The organism is Corticimicrobacter populi (genome assembly GCF_003123725.1).
Classification (GTDB): Bacteria; Pseudomonadota; Gammaproteobacteria; order Burkholderiales; family Burkholderiaceae_B; genus Corticimicrobacter; species Corticimicrobacter populi.
This window is the reverse complement of the sequence record NZ_QETA01000001.1, coordinates 321592-348169: the sequence shown is the minus strand read 5'-3', so window position 1 is coordinate 348169 and position 26578 is coordinate 321592. Positions and strand designations below refer to the sequence as shown.

The following is a 26578-nucleotide window of genomic DNA, read 5'->3' as shown; positions in this document are numbered from 1 at the left end:
TCTGCACGCCATACAGCGACCCGTTGCCGCTCAGGGGCGTGCATCCACAGCCGGCGACGGATTGGCTGCCCCCGCCGAAGCGGGGGTCGCCGCACGTGGCGGCACTGGTGGCAGGGCCGGCGCAACAGCCGGATCCTGTGCCGGGAAACTGCGCGCCCGGCGCTGCACCTCGTTCTCCACATCCTCGTGCAGGATGCGACGGATCTCGAGAATGGCTTCAGGCGTTTCCTGTACGCTGTGCCCTGACTGAATCACTTTCTGTGATTCCGCGCCTTCGAGATAGGCACTCCAGTAGGGCACGACGCCATCATCGGAAGCCTCCAGCGGCACCGACATATCCTTCTGTCCTATCACGGAGTGGTAGCGAATGCCTTCGCCGATCGGCAGATCGGCCGTGCGCAGGACGAACGGATCACCGACATCAAGGTTGTCGATGCTGGTCGGTAGCTTGAGCGGCCGCTTGCCTTCCAGCGCATCCGTCTTGCCCGCGCCGGCATTGCCTCCGGACTTGCCCTTGAGCGCGCCCCCCACGCTTTCCAGCATGTTCAGCGGCAGCCTGATCAGGCCCGACAGCCAGCGCACCAGCGTATTGCGGGCCATTGATGTGCCGCGATGCGGTGACGCCAGGAAAATGACCCGTTCCACACCCGGCATGGGATCAAACCGGAACAACTGGGCCGCACGCGCCTCGAGCTGGGCCTGCTGTTCGGGATCCATTGCATTATCCTGGGCCCAGCCTTCCCACAACCCTTCCCCTGACGAGGAGGACAGCAGGCGAGCCAGCACGCCGCCCATGCTGTGACCGATCAGCACCATGTCCTGAGAGGCACGCGCCATGCCATCCGGATCAAAATGATGCAGGGTCTCCAGAATGGCACGCCGTATATAGGCCTGGTTGTAGGCCAGCGGCAGGTTGGTCGGGTAATAGACTTGCCAGATCTGGTAATTGCGACGCAGGGTTTCGTCTCCCATGATCTCGTTGGCCAGGTTAACCCAGGCCTCCGGGCTGCTGCCCAGGCCATGCAACATCACGATGATGCGTCGGTCGGGATCATAGGGCTGCATCATGTAGATATGCGGATGCTCGAATCCATCCTCACGCCCCAGCAGCGTGCGCAGCGACTGCGTGGCAAAACCCGAGCGTGCCAGCCAGAGCCCGTAACCAGCCGTGAAGTTGGCGGCCAGTGGCACCCGCAGCGAGCGCAGCAGGATCGACTGCTTGCGATAGGGATCGTAGACATCGATATAGACCGTGCGGGTCTTGAGCAGCTCGTCAAGGGTCTCTGCATGAAACTTGAACACCACCGTCAGGGTCGGTGACGGCATTTCACTGAAGGGTTCATTCGTATCATCGCCGGAAGACAGCGGTCCGTCATCCACCACAGCGACCAGTTCCGCACCGAAGCCATCTCGACGATAGACACTGCGCACCCCTGAAAATGACAGCGACGACGCCGGGATCAGCTCCTTGGGGCGCACCTGGCCGCCAGGTAGACGGATACCGCTCAGGTCGGTCACGATGCGCCAGCCGCCATAGGTCATCTCATCCGTTCGCTTGAGCGGTTCGGGATCATCCGTAGCGTACGCATGGAACAGTGCCGTCGTGGCTTCCTGGACTGCGTAGTTGTAATAGTCGAGCACTTGCGTCTGGCGATCCTCGAACGCCCGCTGGCTGGGCGAACGCTGGGTATAGAACAGATAGCCGTAGGCGTAGCGCGCCGTCTGCAGCCAGGCATTGACCTTGGGATTTTCCACGCCCTTGACCGGCGTGGGCAGATTCATGGCCTGAAGCAACCACAGCTCTGCCAGCGTGGCCAGGCGCTTTTCATCGGGGATGCCGGACAGATTGGTCAGTACGTCGATGCAGGCCTGCGCCAGGCTGCCGCAATTTTTTGCTTCCAGCCCGGCCATCTGCAGAGTTTCGTCGGCGCTGGCGCTCAACGCGCCGCTGGTGAGGATATCTCCACGCTTGTGATTGATGTACTCGCTGGCACTGATGGAACGGATTTCCACCATGGCGCATCCGGACAGGATCGCCAGACACAGCAATCCCGACCAGAACCGTACCGCCCCACGCATTGCATCGCTCATCTTGCCGATATCCAGGAAGCTGCTCCAGATCCATCGCCTGCCGTCACGGCAGTGATGTGTCTTCTCAATATTTGGGCGCAAATGGCAAAAAGCCCGATGAAGCTGGGATCATCGGGCTTTTCTGAATTTCTGGCGGAGCGGACGGGACTCGAACCCGCGACCCCCGGCGTGACAGGCCGGTATTCTAACCAACTGAACTACCGCTCCGCAGCGGTATGCCTTTCGGCAATTGCCAGATTTAACTGGCGTCCCCTAGGGGATTCGAACCCCTGTACTCACCGTGAAAGGGTGATGTCCTAGGCCTCTAGACGAAGGGGACCTGAACTGCTGTACAACTTTTCGCTTTGGTGGTGGAGGTAAGCGGGATCGAACCGCTGACCTCTTGCATGCCATGCAAGCGCTCTCCCAGCTGAGCTATACCCCCGTTCCGTTATGACTCAAATTTGGTGAACTTGGCGTTGCTGCTTCGTTCGTTTTGTTTGCGTCATCAGCGAAGAAACAGAATTATGCACGAAAACTTTATGGTGTGCAACTCCATCAACACCTTTTTATCAATAGTGCAAAAATACAACACACCTTTCGATAAAAGCGTTGCGTTCTTGCCGCCCGCTTCCATCAGGCATCTTCCACGACTCCGACCAGCGTGCGGCGAATATCGGATTCCTCCCGTCCGCTGCGTGCGGCGTAGTCTCGCACCTGGTCTTCACCAACGATGCCCACATTGAAATATTGGGACTGTGGATGGCTGAAGTAGAAACCCGATACGCTCGACGCCGGATACATGGCATAGCTGTCGGTCAGTTGCATGCCGATCTCCTCGCACGCCATCACGCGGAACATATCGCGCTTGACCACATGCTCCGGGCAGGATGGATAGCCTGGGGCAGGACGGATGCCACGATACTGCTCTGCGATCAGCGCATCATTGTCCAGCGCTTCGTCCGGCGCATATCCCCACAGATCGGTCCGCACGCGGGCATGCAGACATTCGGCAAAGCCCTCGGCCAGCCGATCTGCCAGCGCTTTGATCATGATGGAGGAATAATCGTCGTGGTCCTGCTCGAAGCGTGCCTCCTGTTTTTCCATGCCCAGCCCCGCCGTCACGGCAAACATGCCGATATAGTCCACGATGCCGCTGTCACGCGGCGCGATGAAATCGGCCAAGCACTTGTTCTCGACCCCCTCGCGCTTGGCTGTCTGCTGGCGCAGGTTGCGCCAGGTGAACAGCACTTCCTGGCGCGTCTCGTCACGATAGACCTCGATGTCTTCATCGTTGACGGCATTGGCCGGATAGAAGGCCACCACACCGCTGGCCGTCAGCCAGCGCCCTTCAATCAGTTTCCTGAGCATGGCCTGGCCATCGGCATACACCTTGCGGGCCTGCTCACCCACCACCTCATCCTCCAGAATGGCCGGGAACTTGCCGAACAGGCTCCAGGTATTGAAGAACGGCATCCAGTCGAAATAACGGGCGATATCGGCCAGGTCGTAATTGCGGAACTCGCGCCGGCCAATGAACTTGGGCCGTGGCGGCACATAGCCGTTCCAGTCGATGGAGGTACGTTCGGCACGCGCCTGTGTCAAGGAAATCAGCGGCGTGCTCTGACGGCGTGCATGGCGCTGGCGTACCTGTTCATACTCGGCTGCAAGGTTATCGAGATAAGTGGCGGCATCATCGGACACCAGGTTCTGTGCAACACCGACCGAACGACTGGCATCGGGCACATAGATGACCGGACCCTCATAATGCGGCGCAATCTTGACGGCAGTATGCACGCGGCTGGTGGTGGCACCGCCGATCATCAACGGGATGCGGCGCTCACGAAAGTACGGATCCCGCTGCATCTCGCTGGCGACATAGGCCATCTCCTCCAGGCTGGGTGTGATCAGGCCCGACAGGCCGACGATATCGGCCTCGACTTCCTTGGCCTTGGCCAGGATTTCGGCGCACGGCACCATCACGCCCATATTGATGACTTCGAAGTTATTGCACTGGAGCACCACCGACACAATATTCTTGCCGATATCGTGCACATCGCCCTTGACGGTCGCGATCACGATGCGGCCCTTGGCGCGCACGTCGCCCCCGGCAGCCTCGATCTGGCGCTTTTCCTCTTCTATATAGGGGATCAGGTGTGCCACGGCCTGCTTCATCACGCGCGCCGACTTGACCACCTGGGGCAGGAACATCTTGCCGGCACCGAACAGGTCGCCGACGATATCCATGCCCGCCATCAGCGGCCCCTCGATGACCTCGATGGGCCGGCCACCACGTGCCAGCACCTGCTGCCGGATTTCCTCGGTATCCTCGACGATATGGCTGGTGATGCCGTGCACCATGGCATGCGCCAGGCGCTTTTCGACCGGCTGATCACGCCAGGCCAGATCCTCTTCCTTGCGTGCCACATTGCCCTTGATGGTCTCGGCGAACTCGACCAGCCTTTCCGTGGGCGTACGCGTATCGGCCGGATCGGTACGTCCGAGCGGCTCGGCCCGATCCAGCACCACATCTTCGACCAGATCGCGCAATTGCGGCGACAGATCGGCGTACACGCCCAACTGGCCGGCATTGACGATCCCCATCGTCAGTCCCTCGCGGATGGCGTAGTAGAGGAAGACCGTGTGGATGGCTTCGCGCATCGGCTCGTTGCCGCGGAACGAGAAGCTGACGTTCGAAATTCCACCCGAGATGCGGGCATGCGGCAGGTTCTGCCGAATCCAGCGCACACCTTCGATAAAGTCCACCGCATAGTGGTTGTGTTCGTCGATACCGGTCGCCACCGCAAACACATTGGGATCGAAAATAATGTCTTCAGGCGGAAAGCCCACCTCTTCGACCAGCAGTTTATAGGCGCGGCCACAGATCTCCTGGCGGCGCGGCAGGCTGTCGGCCTGCCCCTGCTCGTCGAAAGCCATAACGACAACGGCAGCACCATAGCGGCGACACAGGCGCGCATGATGCAGGAAAGGTTCCACCCCCTCTTTCATGGAGATAGAGTTGACGATGGGCTTGCCCTGCACGCAGCGCAGGCCAGCCTCGATCACGTTCCACTTGGAGCTGTCGATCATCACCGGCACGCGTGCGATATCCGGCTCTGAAGCCACCAAGTTGAGGAATCGCACCATGCAGGCTTGCGAGTCCAGCATGGCCTCGTCCATGTTGATGTCGATGACCTGGGCCCCATTTTCGACCTGCTGGCGCGCCACGGCCAGCGCCTCGTCGTACTGCTCCTCGCGGATCAGGCGCAGGAACATCTTGCTGCCGGTCACGTTGGTACGCTCGCCCACGTTGACGAACAGTGTGCTGTCATCGATATTGAGCGGCTCCAGGCCGGACAGGCGGGTCTTGACCGGGATGTCGGGCACGACCCGCGGCGGCAGCTCGAGAATCCTGTCTGCAATGGCCCGGATATGCTCGGGTGTGGTGCCGCAGCAACCGCCTGCCATGTTGACCAGTCCGGCGCGAGCGAACTCGTCCAGCAGCGCCGACGTATCGGCCGGCGTTTCGTCGAAGCCGGTATCGCTCATCGGGTTGGGCAGCCCGGCATTGGGATAGACGCAGACGAAGGTATCGCACAGCTTGGACAGCTCGGCCACATAAGGCCGCATCAGCGCTGCGCCCAGCGCGCAGTTCAGCCCGATGGTCAGTGGCCGGGCATGGCGTACGGAGTTCCAGAAAGCCTCGACTGTCTGGCCGGACAGAATGCGTCCCGATGCGTCGGTCACCGTCCCCGAAATCATGACCGGCAGGCGCACGCCACGTGCCTCGAAAACTTCTTCGACGGCAAAGATGGCCGCCTTGGCGTTGAGTGTGTCGAAGATCGTTTCGATCAGCACCAGATCGATGCCGCCATCGAGCAGGCCATTCATCTGCTCGGTATAGGACTGGCGCAACTCCTCGAAGGTCACATTGCGTGCGCCCGGATCGTTGACATCGGGCGACAGCGATGCCGTCTTGGGCTGCGGCCCCAGCGCCCCGGCCACGAAGCGCGGTCGCTCCGGCGTGCTGAAGGCATCACAGGCGGCCCGTGCCAGTCGCGCCGAGGCGACATTCATTTCGTAGGCCAGCTCGGGCATCTCGTAGTCACCCTGCGCAATGGCAGTCGCCCCGAAGGTATTGGTCTCGATGACGTCGGCACCGGCCTCGAGATAGGCACGATGGATGGTCTCGATGATGTCGGGGCGAGTCAGCGACAGCAGTTCATTGTTGCCTTTCACGTCCTTGCCGTGATCCGCGAAACGGGTTCCCCGGAAATCGGCTTCGGTCAGCTTGTATTGCTGGATCATGGTCCCCATCGCCCCGTCGAGAATGGCGATGCGCCGGGTCAGCAGGCGCGCGAACCCGGCACCGTGGGTATAGCTGTCGATGGGATATGGCAGGGACGGAAAGGTAAGGCTCACGCGGGCATCCTGATGGCGACGGAACGGGGCTGTTCCAGAATAACCACATATCGTAGCAAAACCCGCAGCCATGCTACATTTCAGCCCATGCCGAAACAGGTGCTTTCAATCGATCCGGCCCGCACGGTGCCGACTCTGGCTTGCGATCGATGGGAAAGGTAAACGGGAAACAGGAAGCGTCGCCATGCCGCCTGCCTGTGCTGCCCCCGCAACGGTCAACGCGTTTCCGTACGACGCGCCAGCCCGATACCGGCCTGTCTTGCTCCTCTCGTTTCTTTATACCCGTGCGCGGGGTCGCGCACACCATGAGGCCATGATGTCCACCTATGCTTTCCGCCTGACGGCCGGTGCGCTGTCGCTGCTGTCCACCCTTCCCGCCCTCAGCCTTGCACAGTCCGATGCTGCCCGCACCGCCGGTACTGTCTCTGCACTCGCACCCGTGGTCGTCACCGCCTCGCGCACACCGCAGCCACTGGATACGGTTCTGGGCGACGTGACCGTGATCGATCACGAGACCCTGCAGAATTCGAAATCGAGCAGCCTGGCAGAAATCCTGTCCCGCCAGCCAGGGGTACAGATCTATACGAGCGGTGGGCCGCAGACGGTGACCGGTGTCTACCTGCGCGGTGCCAATCCACTGCAGACGCTGGTGCTGATCGACGGCATGCGCATCAATGACAGCAACGCCGGTAGCATTGCCTGGAACGCCCTGGACCCTGCGATCATCGAGCGCGTCGAGATTCTGCGCGGCGCTGCCAGCAGCCTGTATGGCGCGGATGCCATCGGCGGCGTCATCAATATCATCACCCGTCGCGCTGCCGACGGCGAGTCTTTCAATGCATGGGCCAATTTCGGCCTGGGCAGCCGTGATACCTTCAAGACCAGCATGGGTGCCACCGGCGCGCAAAATGGCTGGGACTATCGTCTCTCGGCCAGCAAGGCCAGCAGCGATGGTTTCGATGCCAAGACTGTCGGCAGCAGCAATCACCATCCGGATCGCGACGGCTACGAACAGCATAGTGTGGCCGGTGCGCTCGGCTATAACTGGCGGGAAAACCAGCGCATCGGCCTGGACATCTATAACGGTTATATCGATGGTGATTATGACGGTGGTGGACATCCCAGTCGCAGCCTGACCCGCCAGCAGGCCTACAGCCTGAGCAGTACCAACCAGTTGACAGACATCTGGCAGAGCGTAGTGCGCTTCGGCTTTGCCAAGGACAGCATCGAAAGCCGTTCAGGCAACACTTCGTCCCTGGTCGGCATGATCCAGCGCCAATACAGCTGGCAGAACAACTTCCAACTGGCATCCAGTCAACACCTGGGCCTCGTGCTGGAGCGCCTGGAAGAAAGACCGCTCACCGCAAGCGAATATGCTGAATCACGCCGCAACACCAACTCGGCGGCAGCCATCTATAGGGGTGATTTCGGCCGCCATCACCTGCAGGCCAGCATACGCCACGATAACGTCTCCGGGCTGGACAGCCAGACAACCGGCAGCCTGGCCTACGATCTCGACCTCGATTCGAACTGGCGTGCAGGACTGGCTGCCAGTACCGGGTTTCGCATGCCAACCTTTGCAGACATGTATACACCCTATGCCTGGGGCTATCGTGGAAACCCTGACCTGAAGCCAGAGAAATCACGCAATATTGAGGCCCATGTCCGCTACGCCAGCGGCCCACTCAGCGTGGAAGCCACCGTCTATCAGAACAAGGTCCGCGATCTCATCCAGGGCTATGTCTGCGATGCCAGCTTCGAATGCACGGCAGAAAACATCGATCGCGCCACCATCCGCGGTGCCACGCTGACGGGTGCATACGCCTGGGACAACACCACCCTGCGCGCCAGTGCAGATTTCCTGCGTCCGCGCAACGACACGACCGGCGCGACTCTGGCCCGACGTGCGAAACAGGTCTACAACCTCGGCGTCGATCACCGGATCGGCAAACTGCTGCTGGGAGCCGACTACCAGTTCCAGACCTATCGCTACGACGATGCGGCCAACAACACCCGCCTCGGCGGCTACGGCCTGCTGAACCTGCGCGCAGCCTATGACTTCACGCGCCAGGTCGGCGTTCAGTTCTACTGGAACAACGTGCTCGACAAGGACTACACCCAGGCCTACGGCTATCGCAACGATGGCTCCAACGTGTTCGTCAACCTGTCCTGGAAGTACTGACGCCATGCCGGCCCGGGCATCTGCACACAGGCTGCCGCGCCCGAACGCGGCACGGTGTGCAGCACTCGGGCTGGCAGTCGCACTGTGCGGGCACGGGCTGCCCGCTGAAGCAACGGCACGGTATGCCGATCCCACCACGCAAGTACATCCGGTCAGCGTCATCGACGATCAGAGCCGCACGATTTCTTTGCCCCGCCCCGCCCTGAGAGCCATCACGCTCAGTCCACATGCCACCGAATTGGTCTATGCCGCAGGCGCAGGCGAGCATCTGGTCGGCACGGTAGACAGCAGCAACTACCCTGCCAACGCACAGGCACTACCCCGGATCGGCGACGGACTTCATCCCGACCCCGAACGCATCGTCGCACTCCAGCCTGATCTCCTGATCGCGTGGTTGCCTGCCCAGGCGGAATCGCTGGCACGCCCCCTGGCGCAACTCGGCACACCGCTGTTCTACAGCAACCCCGCTGGTCTGGATAGCCTGCCCAACGCCATTGTCACACTGGGACGCCTGTTCGGCACCGAAGAAACGGCGACCCGCAATGCCACGTCATTGCAGCAACGCCTGGACACACTGCGCAGTCGATACCGGGACGCGCCCCCCGTGCGTGTCTTTATCCTGGTCGGCAGCGAACCGCTCTACACACTCAATGGTGCCCACATCATCAGCCAGGCCGTCGAACTGTGCGGCGGCATCAATATTTTCAGCACGGCACCGGCGGCGGCTCCACAGGTCAGCCCGGAAGCCGTGCTGCGGGCACAGCCCGACATCGTGCTGATGAGCACTCAGGGACTGGCCACGCTGAATGGCTCCCGGGATATACCATCCCACCACAGCGATGCGACAACGACACTGTATGGTGGTCAGGTCATGGCGCTCGACGCCGACCTGCTGTATCGCCCCGGTCCCCGCCTGGTCGATGCTGCAGAGCAAATCTGCCAGCGACTGGAAAGCATCCGGGCCAACGCACAGCAACAGGCAGGTACCCGACACCTGCAACCCGCCCCATAAGCAGCAGCGATGCGGGCAGCCGGGCAACGGCGAGCCCTGCCATGCAGTCCAGGACCGAACCGCTGCTCGACGCCCTTTCCTTACTTACACTTTTGCCAGCGCCTGATCCAGATCGGCCAGCAGGTCGTCGATATGCTCGATGCCGATCGACAGGCGTACGGTCTCTTCCCTGACACCCGCCTTCGCCAGTTCTTCCGGCGACAACTGCCGGTGCGTGGTCGAGGCCGGATGCGTGGCCAGCGACTTGGCATCGCCGATATTCACCAGTCGCGTCAACAGCTGCAGCCCATCCAGGAAACGGGCTCCGGCCTCACGGCCGCCCTTGACGCCAAAGGTCAGGATACCCGAAGCCTTGCCACCCAGGTATCTGCGGAACAGGGCATGGTCGGGATGATCCGGCAAGCCACCATAGCTGACCCATTCCACCTTGGCATGATCTTTGAGATGCTGGGCAATCGCCAGCGCATTGTCATTGATGCGATCCAGGCGCAAGCCCAGGGTTTCGATACCCTGCAGGATCAGGAAGGCATTGAAGGGCGACAGCGCCGCTCCGGTATTGCGCAGGGGGACCACACGCGCCCGCCCGATGTAGGCCGCCGCCCCAAGAGCCTCCGTATAGACCAGGCCGTGATAGCTGACATCAGGCTCGTTCAACCGCCGAAAGCGCGCCTTGTGCTCGGCCCAGGGAAACTTGCCGGAATCGACGATCAGGCCGCCGATACTGTTGCCATGCCCGCCAAGATACTTGGTGAGCGAATGCACGACGATATCGGCACCATGTTCGATGGGCCGCAGCAGATAGGGCGACGGTACCGTATTGTCGACAATCAGGGGCAGGCCATGCGCATGCGCCACTTCCGCGACGGCCGCGATATCCACGATATTGCCCAGCGGATTGCCGATCGACTCCACGAAGATCGCCTTGGTACGGTCATCGATCAGCGCTGCAAAGGCCTCGGGCTTGCGGGCATCCGCGAAGCGGGTCTCGATGCCGTATTGCGGCAGCGTATGCGCGAACAGATTGTAGGTACCGCCGTACAAGGCAGCCGCAGAAACAATGTTGTCACCCGCCTCGGCGATGGTCAGGATCGAATAGGTAACAGCCGCCTGCCCGGACGCCAGTGCCAGCCCGGCCAGCCCACCTTCGAGGGCCGTCACGCGCTTCTCGAGCACATCGTTGGTCGGATTGCCGATCCGCGAATAGATATAGCCTTCCACATTCAGGTCGAACAGGTCGGCACCATGCTGCGCACTGTCGAATGCAAAGGAACTGGTCTGGTAAATGGGCACGGCCACGGCACGTGTGGTCGGATCGGGCTGGTAGCCGCCATGCACGGCGATGGTATCCAGCCTCCAGTGTTGCTGCTGCTCGGTCGTCATGCTGTCGTACTCCTTCAATGGTCAGTCAGTTGTAGGCACCCGCATCCTCGGGCAAAACGATGCCTTCCCGCGCCAGCACATCAGCATAGAAACGCCGTGCCACATCCGCATGCGAACGCAGCCGCCCCTTGAGCAGGTTAAGGCCCGTATGCGGCACCAGCACATTGCGCGGATCGCGTTCGACACCCCGTGCCTGCCGCGCCAGTTCAGGCGGCAATGGCAACTCAGGCAGTGCGGCGTCAAGCCTGGGACTCAGGAAGAATGCCAGCGACAGCCGGTCCGTACCGGCAGGCGGGCTGACGACCCGATGCAGCGTGGCCCTCAGATAGCCATTGCTGAGGATTTCCAGCACCTCGCCCAGGTTGACCACGACCGTGCCCGGCAACGGCGGCGCATCGATCCAGCGGTCCTGGTAGTAGACCTGCAATCCTGGCTGCACGTCCTGCAGCACGAAGGTCAGGCAGCCCGAGTCCTTGTGCGCACCAACGCCCTGCGCAGAACGGACCTGCTCCTGCCCCGGGTAGCGGATCAGCTTGATATGCTGCACCGGCGTCCCGGCAAAGGCCTCGTCAAAGCGATCCACCGGTTGGCCCAGCGCCAATGCCAGCGCCCGCAGCAACTGCTGACCGGCCAGCGTCAGGTGCGCCTGGATATCGAGTACGCGCAGCCTGAATTCCGGCAACCCGTCCGGCCACTGGTTGGGTCCCTGCAATCGCTTCCAGGCAGGGTCGTCCGGCCCGAGCGGCAGCACGGCGCGTTCGGCACCGATATCGATCTGTTCACGCCAGTCCTTCTGGCCCCGCGTGATTTCGTCGCCCTCTCGGGTATAGCCGCGAAAGTGCGGCGAATTGCTCATCCGCAGCGCATCCTTGTCGGCCTGCGGCAGCTCGAAGAACGCCCGCGACACGCCAAACAGGGCGCGGGCCTGTGCCTCATCCAGCCCGAAACCGCGCAGATAGAAAAAACCGACGCCATGCGCCGTATCACGCAGCGTGCTGACAAACGCGGCACGCCGCCCTGCATCTCCCCGCACGAAATCGTTCAGATCAAGGATCGGTAAAGTCTGCTCGGTGCCCATGTCTCTTTGTTTCCAGAGTGCAAAGATCCGATTCTGGGCAGCAAAGGGCGCAAGGCGAACAATTTAAAAGGCATTTGCAAATAGCAACATGAAATCCGTGTATCCTCATCCGATATCACTGCTTGGACCGCACCACCGCATGACCGACATCTGGCTGATCCGCCACGGCGAAACCGACTGGAACCGCGCCCACCGTTTGCAGGGCGGACAGGACATCCCGCTCAACGACAACGGCCAAGCCCAGGCCCATCAACTGGCCCGGCGACTGGCAGAACTGCCCGAGCGTCCCCGTTTTGCCGGCCTTTACAGCAGCGACCTGCAACGTGCCCGCCAGACCGCCCAGCCGCTCGGTGCCGTGCTGGATCTGCCGCTGCTTACAGAAACCGGGCTGCGCGAGCGCAGTTTCGGCGTGCTCGAAGGCCTGGCCATCGACACCATGGCGCAAACACAGCCCGAAGCAGCCGCCATCTGGCGCGAGCGCCGCCTCCACGATCCACTGCCGGGCGGCGAATCACTGGCAGAATTCGCCCGGCGCGTACTCGACAGCCTGCACCTGCTGGCACAGCGCCATGACGGCGGCACCCTGCTGACCGTGACCCACGGCGGCGTACTGAATGTCGTCTGGCAATACGCCCACGGCGAGCCGTTCGATGCGCCACGCAGCGCCGTCATCCGCAATGCCGGCATCAACCGCATCCGGATCGACGGCACACGCTGGCATATCCTGGGCTGGAGCGATACCTCCCACCTCGACCAGGCCGCTGCAGATGATGCCAGCCTGCCTCCGGCCAGCCACCCCGCCCCACCCATCGCCTGAAGCCTGCAAAGGCACGCACGCCATGACCGAACGTACCCACACCCACGCTCCCGTGCAGCTTGCACTGCGCCCGCTGGAGCGCACCGATCTCAAGTTCGTCCACAAGCTGAACAACGACGCCAAGATCATGCGCTACTGGTTTGAGGAGCCCTACGAAACCTTCTCCGAACTGTCGCAGTTGTACGACCGCCACATCCACGACCAGCGCGAACGCCGCTTCATCTGCGAAAACGCCCAAAGCGAACCCATCGGTCTGGTCGAACTGGTCGAACTCAACTACATCCACCGCAGCGGCGAGTTCCAGATCATCGTTGCCCCCCAGTGGCAAGGACGCGGCTATTCGGGCCGAGCCTCCAACCTGGCCATCGACTATGCCTTTCAGGTGCTCAACCTGAACAAGGTGTACCTGTTCGTCGATCCCGACAACAAAAAGGCCATCCATACCTACGAGAAGTGCGGTTTCCAGCACGAAGGCACGCTGATCGAAGAGTTCTTCAGCGGTGGCAGCTACCGCAACGCCCTGCGCATGTACATTCTCCAGCGTGACTACCTGCGTACGCACGCCCCGCTGCCATGAGCACGCTGCCGCTGACCCCCGAACAAAGTGCCATCCTGCAGGCGCGGGACCCCGCCATCCTGGTCTCGGCGGTGGCCGGCTCCGGCAAGAGCACCACCCTTGCCCACGCGGCAGCCCTGCGACTGCGCCGAGGCACGCCGCCCGGACGTATCCTGGCACTGGTGTTTTCCGACACGGCCCGCCAGGTTTTCCTGGATTACCTGGCCCAGGCGGGTCACGCCCGCGCCGATGTGACCGTGCGAACCTACGATGAATACGCCCGCAGCCTGCTCGACGCCTGGGTGCGCCTCGGCTATATCGACGGCGCACACACTCGTCGGCTGACCTCGCTTGATGCACTGCGCCCCTGGATCTACCAGGCCATCGAGGATGCTGCTGCGCTCGGAGCCCATCGCGACTACTACGAATTCACCCTGAACGACACGCACGCGGAATATATCCTCGATACGCTGACCTGGCTCAAGGGCACGCTGCGCCTGCGCCATCTGGACGACATGTCGATCAGCGAGTTTGCCCGCCAGGAAGACCTGCCGGAAGGACTGGTTTCCATTCTGCGCGAATACGAACGCGCCCGCAGCCATGATGTCGGACTGTACGAATTCCAGAGCGCACAGGACTATGTCTATGACTGCCTCACCACGCTGGCAGGCTGCGACTACATCGAACTGCCGCGTTTCGACCTGATCGTTGCCGATGAATGGCACGATATCAACGAAGCGCACCTGCAATTGCTGCAGCGCCTGCACGCTGGCGGTGGCCAACTGATCGCGGCCGGCGATGCCGACCAGGTCATCCATACCCGCCACGGCGCTCACCCCGACTACATGGGCCCCGCCTTCCTGGCCGCATTTGGCCAGGCGCGTCGCACCACCATGCCGCTGTCGCGCTCGTTCCGCTGCGGCCCCACCCTGGCACTGGCCGCCGGCCAACTGGCCCATAAAACCTTCGAATCCTGGCGCACCCAGGATACGGAAGTCAGCGTACTGCTGCAGGCACGACTCTATCAGGACCAAGCAGACGGCCTGGCGCACTATCTGCAGGGACTGCGCCAACGGCGTAGTGAAAGCGGTTTTGCCAGTTTTGCCATCCTGTTGCGCAGCCCCGACCTCAGCATCGACATCGAGAACGAACTGATCCGCCAGGAGATTCCTTATCAGGTCAACGGATTCGACAGCTATTTCGAACGCGATGAGATCCTGATCCTGCGCGGCATCCTGGCCCTGTTATGCGAACAACTCCACGGTGTTACCACGGCAGCCGAGGCACTCCCCATCCTGCAGGCACTCGGACGCTTCTGCGAAGTGGACATGCCCGAGCACGACTGGCAGGCCAGCGCGCGCGACATCGCGATCAACCCACAGCTGATCCGCTACTTCTACAGCGGCCAGTTGAATCGCCCGCCACCGCTGCAACCAGCCAGTACACCTACTGGTGACCCCGTCTCCCGCAAAACGAACGGCACTGCCGCGCCCACAGCCAGCATCATATCTGTGCCCAGCCTGTCTTCCGGCGACACCCACTACACCGGCACAGATCACCGCCGGCCTCTCTCGCCCTGGCGTGCCCGGCTCGCTCACACCGTCGAACACCTCCGTCCGCTGGTCAACCAGGAGAGCGCAGGCGAACTGCTGCGCCAGGCCTGCACCCTGCTGCACCTGCCCGCCTATGCCCGGCGTCATTACCTGCAGCAGGAACAGGCGGATGGCATCGAGCATTCGATCCAGGCCTTTGTCGAACATGCAGCGCAAAGCCAGCAGGCGGCGGCCGCCTTCCTGGAGACAGTCGCCTCGACCCAGCGCCAGTCGCAGCGCCTGCGCAGCCATGCGGGCAGTCCCCGTCAGCAGGCACCGCTGCAACTCTGCACCATCGCTGCGGCCAAGGGCAAGGAGTGGCCTGTGGTGATCGTACCGGGCCTGTCACGTCTGCACTTTCCCCGTCCCCAGGCACAACCCGCAGAAGAGCGCCGCCTGCTGTACGTCGCCGCCACCCGCGCACAGACACAGCTGCTGCTTGTCAGCGACGATGCCCAGCACCCCTACCTGCAGCAAATGGATCTGTCGCAGGCGCGTGCCCTGGCCACGGCCATGCTGGAAGAAAACCGCGCACGACAGGCCGATACGCGCATCTACCTGCATGTGCCGTTCGAGCAGCGGGCCGACGCCAAGAACAAAGGGGCACAATGGGATCCGATACGCCGCCAGTGGTGGATACGATCATCCATGCATCTGCCCAGCTTCCGGGACTGGCTGCCGCCTGATCAATAGCCATCAGACAGGGCGCGCAATTTTGTCCCGGATGGGTTCAGCCGCCCGTCGATCCTGCCTACGATGAACTGTCCGCCACTTGCGCGGCCCGTTCACCACAGCCAAGGATCGATTTCCATGCATGCACAACAGACCGCCAACCACCTGTGCAATATCGTACGCACCGCAGCCGATTTCTCACAGGCCTGGAATGCTTTCTTCGAACTGGCGGAAAAAACCGATTTCATCCGCCGCAGCCAACCTGTCGCCTTCCCCGCCCTGCCCGACCTGATCGACACCATCGGCAAGGACATGATGACGCGACCGGATGCTGTCACCCGCGTACCATTGGTACTGCGCTATGCCGATACCGGGCTGCACCACGGTTTCCTGTCTGCGGCCGGTCATCCCGGCGCTTTCATGTATTTCAAGGAAGACGATGTCGGCATGGTCGGCATCAGCCTCATGCCGGGTGGGCGCACCCTGTTTACCCGATTCAGCCTGGCGCGCCTGCGGCCCGGCAGCCACTTGATGGCCGACGCCGGCACAAGCCTGCATTGATACACCCGGCCAGGCACATGCCTCATGGTCTTTTTTTGCCATATGGCGCTAGAATAAAGCCATATGACAGAAGGAGTGTACCGTGGCCAAAACCGCAACCCTACCTGCCGACGAGCCATTTGCCTCGGTGGTCAATGCGCTGGGCGTTCACACCCTGCACATCCGCACGCCCATCGAACTGCACGAGCGCATCATCGCGGGATTTCCCCGCGCCACGGCCATCCGCCTGGTGTCGGGGCTGAACAAGATCCAACTGGATGAGAGCATGAAAGTGCTGAACATGTCTGCCCGTACCTGGCAGCGCATCAAGGCGGACAAAGCCGAACTGCAAAAGCCCCTCGATCCGGATCGCAGCGCCCGCCTCTGGAGCCTTGCAGATATTCTGGCCAAGGCCGAAACCGTGCTGGGAACACGCGAAGATGCCGAGCAGTGGCTTTCATATCCAGCCATCGGTCTGGACTCACACCGTCCCATTGAACTGATGTCCACACCGCAGGGTGCAGCTCTGGTCAGGACGCTGCTCGAACAGATGGAACAGGGCGTTTACGCATGACCCCGTTTCCGCCGCTCCTGAACACCCCGTTGCGTGCCTGGCGCATCGATCATGCCGGGCGTGCCGGCCAATGGGATTCCGGCACAGGTGCCTACAGCGTCGGCGGGCGCTGGAACCCCAAGGGTGCCAAGGCGGTCTACTGCTCGCTCGATGCGGCCACCGCCATCATCGAAGTGGCCGTGCACAAGGGATTCCGGGCCATGGACCTGATCCCGCATGTGTCCACCGTCATGGAGATTCTGGATCCGTCGCAGGTCCACCTCGTCCTGCCGGAAGACGTGCCCAACCCGACCTGGCTGCTGCCGGGCATCCCGAGCGCCGGCCAGCAGGCCCATGGTGCCGAGCTGCTGGCACGGCATGCCTTTGTCGCCCTGCCCAGTGCCGCCAGCCGCCAGAGTTGGAACCTGATTTTTGACCCGGATCGCGCCCGGGGCCAGTACCGCCTGCTCCAGCAGGAACGGCTGGCCATCGATACGCGGCTCAATCCGGCGAGCTGAAAGCACCAGCCATCCGCCTCACAGGCTGTCCAGATCGATCCGCACAACCTGTTCTACAGGTGCGGTCATGCCCAGCGCGGCAAAAGGCTGCTTGACAGTGACATACAGCACCTGGCCGTCTGCGCCTATGGCCAGGCTATTCGGATGCACCGGCAGAGGCAGACTGTGCTTGATCCGATAGGTCGAAGCATCCACGATACTCAGCGTGCCTGCCCCCCGGTTCGCCACGTAGATTTCGTTGCGCACGGGATTCAAACGGATGCCCACAGGCCCCTCGCCCGTTGGCACGATATCCAGCAACTTGCCAGTTTCCCCTTCGAAAACAAAGATCCCTTCGCTGTTGGATGACTCATTGGCAAATACACGCCCCGATGCCTCGTCGACAGCCACATTGACAAAGTACCGCTGACGTTCATCGTCTTGATGTCGCTTGCCCACCCGGAAATAGGCCTCGCGCTGCAACCGGCTGGCATCCATAACCTCCACAGAGGCAGTTCCACTGCTGTAAAGCCGCCCACGCCGGCTGTCCAGGGCCAGACCGATGCTTTTGCCATCGGGGGCCTGCCGCACCTTGCGTACCGCCAGCGTCTCGCCATCCAGTTGCCAGATGATGCCTGTCCGATCCACGCCACCCACGAAAAGCGTGCCGGTACCACTATCGGTCAGCAATTGCCGAGTATGGATGGGCTCGCCCTCCGCATTCAGCCTGATCAACTGAACCTGGCCCCGCACCAGTCCAGTCGCGAGATCCAGTGCGACCACAGTGCTTTCCAGGGAATGCCCCACATACAGCACGCCGGCACGCTCATCCAGGCTCAGGGCGAATGGCTTGAGCGGCAATTCGATCGTGCGCTGTATCGCCAGCGTATCGCCATCCAGTTGATAGACCACACCGCCTTTGCCATCACCGAAGGTCCCTGCACTGGCAACGAATATGGCATCCAGCGCCCTGCTGTAGACCACTTCGTAGATATTCGGTGCCAGCGCCTGCGTCAGGACAGGCTCGACAGTGGCCCCGACTCCTGCCGTTGCGATGCTGCGCTCCGGAGAAACTGCCGGTGCACTTGCCCCGGCAGCGCCTGCTGCCGGTGACAGGCAAGCCAGTACGGCCAGGGATGCCCAGGCCATGCGCAACGCACGCCGTATGAAGAAAAAAGAGGCTTGCATGATATTCCTTTGTCTCTCGTCAGAATTGATAGCGGGCACTGAGCATCACGCTCCTGGGTGCGCCCCAGGTATAGACCACGCCCTCCCAACTGGACGCGCTCATACCGGCCAGATATTTTTTGTCGAACACGTTGTTGACATTGGCGCTCAGACTCAACTGCCGATTGACCTGATAGCGCGCCATCAGGTCCATGACCCAATACGCGGACTGTTCGATCCCGATGTTGCCAGCGTGTGCTTCGCGCGCACTCTGCCAGCGCGCTGCCGCGCCCACGGTCAGGTCGTCTAGCAATCCACCCGCGAAACGATACGAGGTGCCCAGCTTCAACTGTCGCTTTGGAGAACTGCTGGCAGTGGAAAGCGTGCTGCTGTTCATGACGTAGCTGCCCTGCACCTGCCAACCCGGCCACACCTCGCCTGACAGTTCCAGTTCGTAACCACGCCGCATGACGCCACTGACAGCACGATAGGCGTTGGCACCTCCGGGCGTCTTCTGTCCCGTCGACTCGGCTTCGTTATCGGTTCGCATCCAGAACTGGCTGATGCTGGCATTCAGGCGCTTGTCAAAGAATTCACCCTTGGCACCGATCTCGTAGGTCACGCCCTCACGGGGGTCCAGCGTGTTGCCCGAGGCATCCTGGGCACTTTGCGATTCGAAGATACGTGCATAGCTGGCGTACAGCGAAATATCCTCGCTGGCATCGAACACCAGGCCAGCGTAGGGAGTCAGCACGCCGGTGTCTTTCAATGTCTGGCTCCCCCCCTCGACATACAAGGTTTTGTCCGTACTCTCATAGTCGGTGACACGCATCCCCAGGATGAGATTCAAGGGATCCAGCAAGGAAAAACGACCGGCACCATAGGCATAGTGTTGCTTCTTGCGATGGTCGCTGTCGCCGAACTTGTTGGAGCCGAAGCTGGAGTGCATTTCCGATGTACCGGCACCGACCAGCAATTCATGCGTACGCCCCAGGAACTCGACCGGCCCCTTGAGATCGAACATCAGACTGGTATTGTCATTGAGCGTATCCAGGTATCGGGTGGCATTCGCATAGCTGTCCTGATATCCCCCCAGGCGCAGTTCCGGCATTTCTATGTTTTCATGGGAGGCTTGCAATTTGGCGCTCCAACCATTGGCAAAGCGATGCTCCAACCGGGAAAACACATTGATCGAAGTCTGGTCATAGCCTGCCCAGCTTGCCCCTGGATTGAATGACCGCGGTTTCCAGCCCTGGAAATTGCCTGCCGAGTCGTACAGGGTGATGGATTCATACATGGCCAGGCCACTGACTTTGCGCTTGCGGTAAGTCACACCTGCCGCCAGCGTCGTACTCTCGCCCAGGTCGGCCTCCAGCGTGCCGAACAACAAATGGCCATCGGTCTTCTCGCCATCCATGAAACCATGGGCGCGCGAAGCCAGCGCCACGGCACGGCCGCGCAAGGTAGCTGCCTGGTTCAAAGGACCGCTGACATCCACGCTGGCACGATAATTGTCCCACTGACCTGCACTCACACTGCCCGACGCCTGGAAATCATGCGTGGGACGCTTGCGTATCATATTGACTGTTGCCCCGGGATTGCCATACCCGGTCAACAGCCCCGCCGAGCCTTTCAGGACCTCGACACGGTCTATATCGGCCAGATCGTCCTGCGTATAGTTGGTGCCACCGAAATAGGTATATCCGGATGAGTTCTGACGGCTGCCTTCAGTTTGCAGGTTCACGGCAGAACCTCGGGCACCATACTCGATATAGCTGCCCATCCGAGTCACGCTGACACCTGGCGTTTGCGTCATGACGTCCGTGAGGTTTTCCAGCTTGAAGTCATCCATGCGCTGACGCGTCATGATCGTCACCGATTGCGGGGTCTGGCGCAGCGTCAGGTCCAGGCCAGTAGCGGCAGTCGTCGGGCCGGAGGCTGTATAGCTGCCGCTGCCTTCGGTCGTGCTGTCGGTGGTCCCTCGTACCGTGACCGTCTCCAGTCGCTGGGTCGGCATCGGCCGACTGCGCAGGGAATAGCCCCGGTCACCGGTTCTGACCGCTTCGACCGGGCTATCGCGCATCAATTCGGCCAGCGCCTGGTCCGTGCCGTAAGTCCCGTTCAGTGCCGGCGCATGCTGCCCTGCCACGAGCGCAGGATCAAACGACAGCGTAATGCCTGCCGCCCGGGCGAACCGGGCCAACGCATCCGCCAGCGCCCCGGCAGGCAGGTCGTAGTGCTGCGAAGCGCTGCGAGCATCCAGCCCATCACGTTCCATAGGCTGCCCGGTCATGCCGGCCTGGGCATGCGCATTCTCGTGAACCAGCGTACTGCCCATCGCCAGCAGTCCGGCCAGCGCTGCCTGTATTGTCAGGGACAGGCCAGACACCCGGTGCATCTGGTGGGGCTTTCTTTCATTCGGCATGCTTCAACTCCAATGGATTGCAATGGTTTGTCCTGCCCATTTGCCGAATGAAAATCCAAGTCCCTCAATGTTTGTTTGTAATAATTATTTTCAGCGCAGTTGATCGGGTTTTATCCCTTTGGATGAATGCGTACCCAATACCCCCAGCGCACTTCAATCCGGATCGGCAGGGTCCGCTGCAGGGAGCGCAACACTTCGTCCATGTCATCCAGCCGAAACACGCCCGACAACCGCCATTCGGCCACAGCAGGATCGCAACTGATCCAGCCACGACGATAGCGTTCGGCTTCATCGACGAAATCCGCCAGCCGCATGTCATGCACTTCGAGGACCCCGTCTATCCAGCCAGCCAGCGCCAGTGTCTTGGCCTCGGCATCGGACACGACCCGCGCCCCCTGGGCCGATACACGATAGCGCTGCCCCGGGTGGGCAATCAGGGGCGTACCATCCGCATGTACATGCCCATTCAGCGCAACCCGCCCTTCGTCAACCTGCAGCAATGCGAAGTTCGGCTCCTGGCGCACCAGAAAGCGGGTCCCCAGGGCCACGAACTCTCCAGACCGGCTCCGGACGCTCAAGGGACGATAGCCAGACTGCCCCGCATCAGAGCCCGTTTCCAGGTAGATTTCCCCTTCCTGCAACAGAATACGGCGGCTATCGGGCCGAAAATCGAGCGCCACCGACGTGGCGGTATTGAGGAACAGTTGCGTGCCATCCTCCAGCACGATACGCCGCCGCTCCCCTCTTGAAGCCGTATGGTCTGCCCGCCAATGACGCCAATCTGCCGTCTGTCGGACTGTCAACCAGGCACCGATGCCGATGCCGGTCAACCCCAGCAGCTTGAAGGCGTGCCGGCGTTGCTTGCGGGCCAGAGCGAGATCCACGGCAGCACTCGCGATACCTGCCGGCATCGCAGGCAGCACCGGCCATTGATCCGTCAGATCCGACAACTGCAGCCAGGCCTGCTCATGCTCGGGATCGGCAGCGCGCCACTGCGCACAGCCGGTGCGCGTGGTGTCATCATCGTGCGACTGCAGCCTGACCATCCAGGCAATCGCCTCCTCCAGGGCCTGCGGTGAGCCTCCACCACTCCCACCTGTCCTCGCTGCCACAGCATGAACCATGCGCCTGTCGTTGCCCATATCCTGCACAATCAACGCCCGAGCAGGCCAGCCGCGCGGCAGCAATGTCGCAACGCCGCCATCATGTATTTTTCGACCGAGCTGACCGATACCCTCAGCTCGCTGGCGATCTGCGCATAGCTCAGGCCTTCCAGGCGATGCAGCAGAAAGGCCCGTCGTGCGCGAACATGCAATCCGTCCAGCAAGACAGCAATCTGCGCCAGGGTTTCCAGCACAATCGCCTGATCTTCCACCGAAGGCACCGTATCGCGTGGCAAGGCTGCCAAGGTCTCGGCCCAGGCCCGCTCCAGTTCGCTGCGCCGGATATGATCCACGACGACACCATGCGCGATGGTCGCCAGATAGGCACGCGCCTGTCGTATGCGCTCGAGGTCGGGTTTGCCCAGGATCCTGACAAACGTATCCTGGGCCAGATCATCGGCATGGCCGGCGCAGCCAGCCTTGCGGCGCAACAGGCGTACCAGCCAGGAATGATGATCGCGATACAGGTCGTGTATCACATCCTGCCGCATGGCATCGCGTGACATGGCATTCTCGATCAAATAATAAAAATATTATTGGGAATGAGATTCTATCACTGCATGATTCAATACAAACAAACCGTCAGGCCCTCGCTCGGCGACTAACCGGCAGTGCCTTGCCCGCGCCGGCCTTTCCGCAGCTTGAACTCGCTCACGATCACTCCCAGTACCACCAGTGCGCCACCCAGCAACGCCATGGCAGGCAGTCGCTCGCCGGCAATACGACCGGCCACGCCCGCCCATACAGGCTCGCCGGCATAGATAATGGTGGCCCGGGAGGGATCCAGCGAACGCTGCGCCCAGTTCATCGTCAATTGAATCAGCGCACTGGCCAGCCCCAGGCCTCCTGCCAGCACGACCAGCATCCACGAAAATGCCGGTGCCGACGTCTCGCCTGCCATTGGCATCAGGGCAAAGGCCACCAGCGACGCCACAGCCAGTTGTACCACCGTGACACGCCGCGTATCGACACGGCCGGCAAACAGACCAATCAGCAACACCTCGGCTGCGATTGCAAACGCGCTGAATACTGTGAGAGCCTGTCCCTGGTTCAGGGTAATGGCCCCGGCACCATTGCCGGTCAGCAGCACCAGGCCGACGAAGGCCAGCACGATGCCCGCCCAGGTTGCCAGTCGCGGTGCCTGCCGCCACACGGCCCATTGCAGCAAAGGCACGATGGGCACATACAGGGCCGTCAGGAAGGCCGACTCACTGCTGGTGATGTACTGCAGCCCCATGGTCTGGGCACCATAGCCCAGCGCGATCGCCACACCGATCACTGCACCGGCGATCAGGTCGTGACCCGTCATGCCGCGTAGCGCACGACCGGAAACCAGTGTCAAAGCCAGCGCAGCGGCTGCGAAGCGACAGCCGACGAAAAACATCGGAGTACTGAAGCTCAGGGCGTATTGCACCACCAGGAACGTACCGCCCCAGATCATGGTAATCAGGATCAAGGCAAGCTGGGGCGCGCGTGACGACGCCGACACGGCAGGTGTCAAAACAGGGGCAGTCAAGATGGCTCGAAACAGGATGCACGACGTGCGGAGGGCGTACTATAGTCCAAGTCCGGATTGTTCAACCGGCCGCCCGCAACAGGTCTTCGAACGCCTCTGCGGCCAGTGGTCGGGCAAACAGATAGCCCTGCCCCAGATCACAGCCGATATCCGCCAGCAAGGCGCGCTGCTGCGCTGTCTCTATGCCTTCGGCAATGACTTCCAGGCCCAGCTTGTGGGCCATCATGATGATGGCCTCGCAGACCGCCAGGTCATTGGACGTCTCGGTCAGGCTGGAAACGAAAGAACGGTCAATCTTGAGATAATCGATGTCGAACTTGCGCAGATATGACAGCGAAGAATAGCCAACGCCAAAATCATCCAGCGCAATCCGCATGCCAGCGGAACGAAAAGCTTCCAGCCGGGCCAAAACGTCTTCGCCCTGATCCAGCAGGACACCTTCCGTAATCTCAAGGGTGATGCCATCCGAGGTGGTACCCGCTGCCGCCAGGCAATCGAGCCAGTCCTGCAAATCGATACCGTCGGCACGGAACTGCATGGGCGAGGCATTGATGCTGACCTGCAGCGTCGGATCGTATCGCTCACGCCAGCGCTGAATCTGTTGCGCCGCCTGGCGAAACACCCACTCACCGATTTCGAGGATCATGCCGCTCTCCTCGGCCAGCGGGATGAAATCCCCCGGCAGGATCAGTCCCCGAGTCGGATGCTGCCAGCGCAGCAGCGCCTCGGCTTTGACGATACGAGCAGAACCCAGATCAACGATAGGCTGGTAGACCAGTGAAAACTCGCCTGCAGGCAAGGCCAGATGCATGTCATTGAGCAGCCGCATTCGGGTCTGGGCCGCCTCCTGCATACAGGGGTCGAAACGAGCATAGCGATTGCGCCCCTGATTCTTGGCGACATACATGGCCTGATCGGCATAGTTCAACAGATCATCGATCAATTCGCCATCATCGGGATAATAGGTCACGCCGATGCTGGTCGAGATAAAGACCGTATCGGAATCAAGCGCGAACGGTTCGGCCATTTTGCGGAGGATTTCCTCCGTAACCCGTCCGACATCGCCAAAATGATGCAGATCATCAAGAATCACCGTGAACTCATCGCCGCCCAGGCGAGCCACCGTATCGGTACTGCGCACACAGCCCTGCAAACGTTTGCCCACTTCCTTGAGCAAGGTATCCCCCATGGCATGCCCCAGGGTATCGTTGATCTCCTTGAATCTATCCAGGTCAAGAAACAGAATCGCCAGCTTGCGCTGGTTGCGATGCGCACGCGTAATGCTGCGCTCCAGGCGATCCATGAACAATTGGCGGTTGGGCAGCCCGGTCAAAAGATCAAAGTTGGCCTGTCGCCAGATAATGGCCTCTGCCTGCTTGATCTGAGAGATATTCGAGAAAATGATGACACGACGATGGGCCTCGCCTTCATCATCGTAGATGGTATTGATGCTGAGCCATTCCGGAAACACGCTGCCGTCGCTGTGCTGCCCCCAGTGTTCGCCTTGCCAGCTGCCGCTGCGCAGCACCCGCCCCCATACAGCGCGATAGAATTCGGCACTGTGGCGCGAGGAGTTCAAGGTACGCACATGCTGCCCGACCGCTTCGGCAGCACTGAAGCCTCGCAGCGCCTCGAAGGCCGGGTTCACATCGATGATGACACCGCGAGCGTCAGTCACCAACATGCCTTCCTTGCTGTTGCGATAGACCAGCGAGGCCAGCCGCATCGACTCGTCATAGCCATACGCATCCGGCCCCGCTGCCGCATCCAGCCCCAGGATGCCCTGGCGCACGATCCTGCCCAGCAGGGGGGAACTGACTTCCACAAGCAGTTTCTGCAGACGGCCAAGGGCCTGCAGGTTCGCCTCATCCTCGCTGATGCCCAGATGCGCCCTGAGGCTATCCGGTTTCATCTGCAGCGTGTCAGCCAGTTCATCCAGTATCGGCATACTGCCCATATGCCCCATATTCCCGTTCCTGCCCCATGCTGTAGACAGCAGCGCGCTGTCCTGTCACCGAGGGCGACTTGTCATTTATCAATAGAATACGACAGATATTTTATTTCGTAATATTTAATATTTATTAAACACTTTTGATGCAGGAGATATGGCATTCAATCATGCCAGCCCTGTTCATGTTCGTCCCGACAATTCAGGTCGAACAAAGCGCCTGTTCTGCAGCACCGGCAGACTGGCACGCGCCTGAGCCAGGCGTTCGGCAGTCAGTTCTGCAAAGAGCAGTGCAGGCCCTTCCGCCGCCTGCACCACGGGCACACCCAACGGATCGACCACGATACTCTTGCCGATATTGCGCGGGCCGCACTCATCGGCCGCCACCAGATAGACGGTGTTGTCGAGCGCCCGCGCACGCGTGACCAGATCCCAGTGATCCTCCTTGAGCGGTCCGCGCAACCAGGCAGAGGGTGCCACCAGCACATCGGCACCGTCCAGGGCAAGTCGTCGGGCCAGCTCAGGAAAGCGCAGATCGTAGCAGGTCATCAGCCCGACCTTGAAGCCGGCGATCTCGAGCAGTGGCGGCACGCTGTCGCCCGGCTCGACATGTCGCGACTCCTGCACCGAGAACGCATCGTACAGATGCAGCTTGCGATATTGCGCCACGACTGCACCATCGCGCAGCACCACCAGCACATTCGACACCTTGGCGTGATCCGGCACGGGAACATGGATGCACAACATCACGACCGGCCCGTTGCAGGTTTCCGGCAACAAGGCCTCGATAAAAGGCCCATCCAGCGGCTGCGCCGCCTTGAGTACCATGTCGGGATCAGCGATATCGCGCGCCAGTACTCCTTCTGGCAATACCAGAAGATCCGCGCCACGCGCCTGCGCCTGCCGAATCAGCGTTCGGCAGGTGGCAATATTGACATCGACATCGGAAGAGACGGCAAACTGGCCCAGAGCGACTTTCATGGGCCTT

19 protein-coding genes, 3 tRNA genes and 1 riboswitch are annotated in these 26578 nt (G+C 61.3%); of the genes, 8 read left to right on the top strand and 14 right to left on the bottom strand.

Annotation, left to right across the window (positions count from 1 at the left end):
* Nucleotides 1-30: 30 nt before the first annotated feature.
* The 5 genes from DD235_RS01585 to metH form a co-directional block, all read right to left on the bottom strand.
* Nucleotides 31-2091 carry an esterase/lipase family protein gene (locus tag DD235_RS01585; protein WP_109060298.1) on the bottom strand — a complete coding sequence of 687 codons (2061 nt, stop codon included), beginning with the start codon at nt 2089-2091 and terminating at the stop codon, nt 31-33.
* 130 nt (nt 2092-2221) lie between these two features.
* Nucleotides 2222-2298 (bottom strand) — tRNA-Asp (locus DD235_RS01580).
* A 36-nt stretch (nt 2299-2334) separates the two neighbouring features.
* Nucleotides 2335-2410, bottom strand: a tRNA-Glu gene (locus DD235_RS01575).
* A 29-nt stretch (nt 2411-2439) separates the two neighbouring features.
* Nucleotides 2440-2515, bottom strand: a tRNA-Ala gene (locus DD235_RS01570).
* A gap of 191 nt (nt 2516-2706) precedes the next feature.
* Nucleotides 2707-6492, bottom strand: a complete 3786-nt coding sequence (gene metH / locus DD235_RS01565; RefSeq protein WP_239989995.1) for a methionine synthase — start codon at nt 6490-6492, stop codon at nt 2707-2709.
* A 119-nt stretch (nt 6493-6611) separates the two neighbouring features.
* Nucleotides 6612-6764, top strand: a riboswitch (cobalamin riboswitch).
* A 41-nt stretch (nt 6765-6805) separates the two neighbouring features.
* Here metH and DD235_RS01560 point away from each other — a divergent pair.
* Together DD235_RS01560 and DD235_RS01555 are read left to right on the top strand one after the other, a co-directional pair.
* On the top strand, nt 6806-8674 hold the full coding sequence (locus tag DD235_RS01560) for a TonB-dependent receptor plug domain-containing protein (RefSeq protein ID WP_239989994.1): 1869 nt from the start codon (nt 6806-6808) through the stop codon (nt 8672-8674).
* A 4-nt stretch (nt 8675-8678) separates the two neighbouring features.
* Nucleotides 8679-9686 carry a cobalamin-binding protein gene (locus tag DD235_RS01555; RefSeq protein WP_109060295.1) on the top strand — a complete coding sequence of 336 codons (1008 nt, stop codon included), beginning with the start codon at nt 8679-8681 and terminating at the stop codon, nt 9684-9686.
* Nucleotides 9687-9770: 84 nt separating this feature from the next.
* Here the strand turns inward: DD235_RS01555 and DD235_RS01550 are convergent, their stop codons facing one another.
* Together DD235_RS01550 and DD235_RS01545 are read right to left on the bottom strand one after the other, a co-directional pair.
* Nucleotides 9771-11066: an O-acetylhomoserine aminocarboxypropyltransferase/cysteine synthase family protein gene (locus DD235_RS01550; RefSeq protein ID WP_109060294.1), complete on the bottom strand. Its 1296-nt coding sequence runs from the start codon at nt 11064-11066 to the stop codon at nt 9771-9773.
* A 25-nt stretch (nt 11067-11091) separates the two neighbouring features.
* Nucleotides 11092-12144 (bottom strand): isopenicillin N synthase family dioxygenase, encoded by a 1053-nt coding sequence (locus DD235_RS01545; protein WP_109060293.1) that lies wholly within the window; start codon nt 12142-12144, stop codon nt 11092-11094.
* A gap of 139 nt (nt 12145-12283) precedes the next feature.
* On the opposite strand from DD235_RS01545, the gene DD235_RS01540 reads away from it, so the two are divergent.
* The 6 genes from DD235_RS01540 (at nt 12284) to DD235_RS01515 (ending at nt 17392) form a co-directional block, all read left to right on the top strand.
* Nucleotides 12284-12961 (top strand): histidine phosphatase family protein, encoded by a 678-nt coding sequence (locus tag DD235_RS01540; RefSeq protein ID WP_109060962.1) that lies wholly within the window; start codon nt 12284-12286, stop codon nt 12959-12961.
* A gap of 22 nt (nt 12962-12983) precedes the next feature.
* Nucleotides 12984-13538, top strand: coding sequence for a spermidine N1-acetyltransferase (gene speG, locus DD235_RS01535; protein WP_109060292.1), 555 nt, complete (start codon nt 12984-12986; stop codon nt 13536-13538).
* Nucleotides 13535-15802, top strand: a complete 2268-nt coding sequence (locus DD235_RS01530; protein ID WP_109060291.1) for an ATP-dependent helicase — start codon at nt 13535-13537, stop codon at nt 15800-15802. Before speG ends, DD235_RS01530 begins: the two co-directional genes overlap by 4 nt.
* Before the next feature lie 117 nt (nt 15803-15919).
* Nucleotides 15920-16342, top strand: a complete 423-nt coding sequence (locus DD235_RS01525) for a hypothetical protein (protein ID WP_109060290.1) — start codon at nt 15920-15922, stop codon at nt 16340-16342.
* A gap of 82 nt (nt 16343-16424) precedes the next feature.
* Nucleotides 16425-16895 (top strand): type II RES/Xre toxin-antitoxin system antitoxin, encoded by a 471-nt coding sequence (gene parS / locus DD235_RS01520; protein WP_109060289.1) that lies wholly within the window; start codon nt 16425-16427, stop codon nt 16893-16895.
* Nucleotides 16892-17392 (top strand): RES family NAD+ phosphorylase, encoded by a 501-nt coding sequence (locus DD235_RS01515; RefSeq protein ID WP_109060288.1) that lies wholly within the window; start codon nt 16892-16894, stop codon nt 17390-17392. The genes parS and DD235_RS01515 overlap by 4 nt, the downstream gene beginning before the upstream one ends.
* 18 nt (nt 17393-17410) lie before the next feature.
* On the opposite strand, the gene DD235_RS01510 is transcribed toward DD235_RS01515, so the two are convergent.
* From DD235_RS01510 to DD235_RS01480, 7 genes are all read right to left on the bottom strand, one after another.
* A complete protein-coding gene (locus tag DD235_RS01510) occupies nt 17411-18559 on the bottom strand; it encodes a YncE family protein (protein WP_109060287.1) in 1149 nt (382 codons plus the stop codon).
* Nucleotides 18560-18578: 19 nt separating this feature from the next.
* Nucleotides 18579-20963, bottom strand: coding sequence for a TonB-dependent siderophore receptor (locus tag DD235_RS01505; RefSeq protein WP_109060286.1), 2385 nt, complete (start codon nt 20961-20963; stop codon nt 18579-18581).
* Between the two features lie 110 nt (nt 20964-21073).
* Entirely contained in the window at nt 21074-22075 is a 1002-nt protein-coding gene (locus tag DD235_RS01500; protein ID WP_162300385.1) for a FecR family protein, read from the bottom strand.
* 41 nt (nt 22076-22116) lie between these two features.
* Complete coding sequence (locus tag DD235_RS01495; protein ID WP_109060961.1) at nt 22117-22632, bottom strand: sigma-70 family RNA polymerase sigma factor; 516 nt, start codon at nt 22630-22632, stop codon at nt 22117-22119.
* A 95-nt stretch (nt 22633-22727) separates the two neighbouring features.
* Nucleotides 22728-23642, bottom strand: coding sequence for a DMT family transporter (locus DD235_RS01490; protein ID WP_275667537.1), 915 nt, complete (start codon nt 23640-23642; stop codon nt 22728-22730).
* A 61-nt stretch (nt 23643-23703) separates the two neighbouring features.
* Entirely contained in the window at nt 23704-25599 is a 1896-nt protein-coding gene (locus DD235_RS01485) for a putative bifunctional diguanylate cyclase/phosphodiesterase (protein ID WP_162300384.1), read from the bottom strand.
* Between the two features lie 174 nt (nt 25600-25773).
* Nucleotides 25774-26571 (bottom strand): deaminated glutathione amidase, encoded by a 798-nt coding sequence (locus DD235_RS01480; RefSeq protein WP_109060282.1) that lies wholly within the window; start codon nt 26569-26571, stop codon nt 25774-25776.
* Nucleotides 26572-26578: the final 7 nt, after the last annotated feature.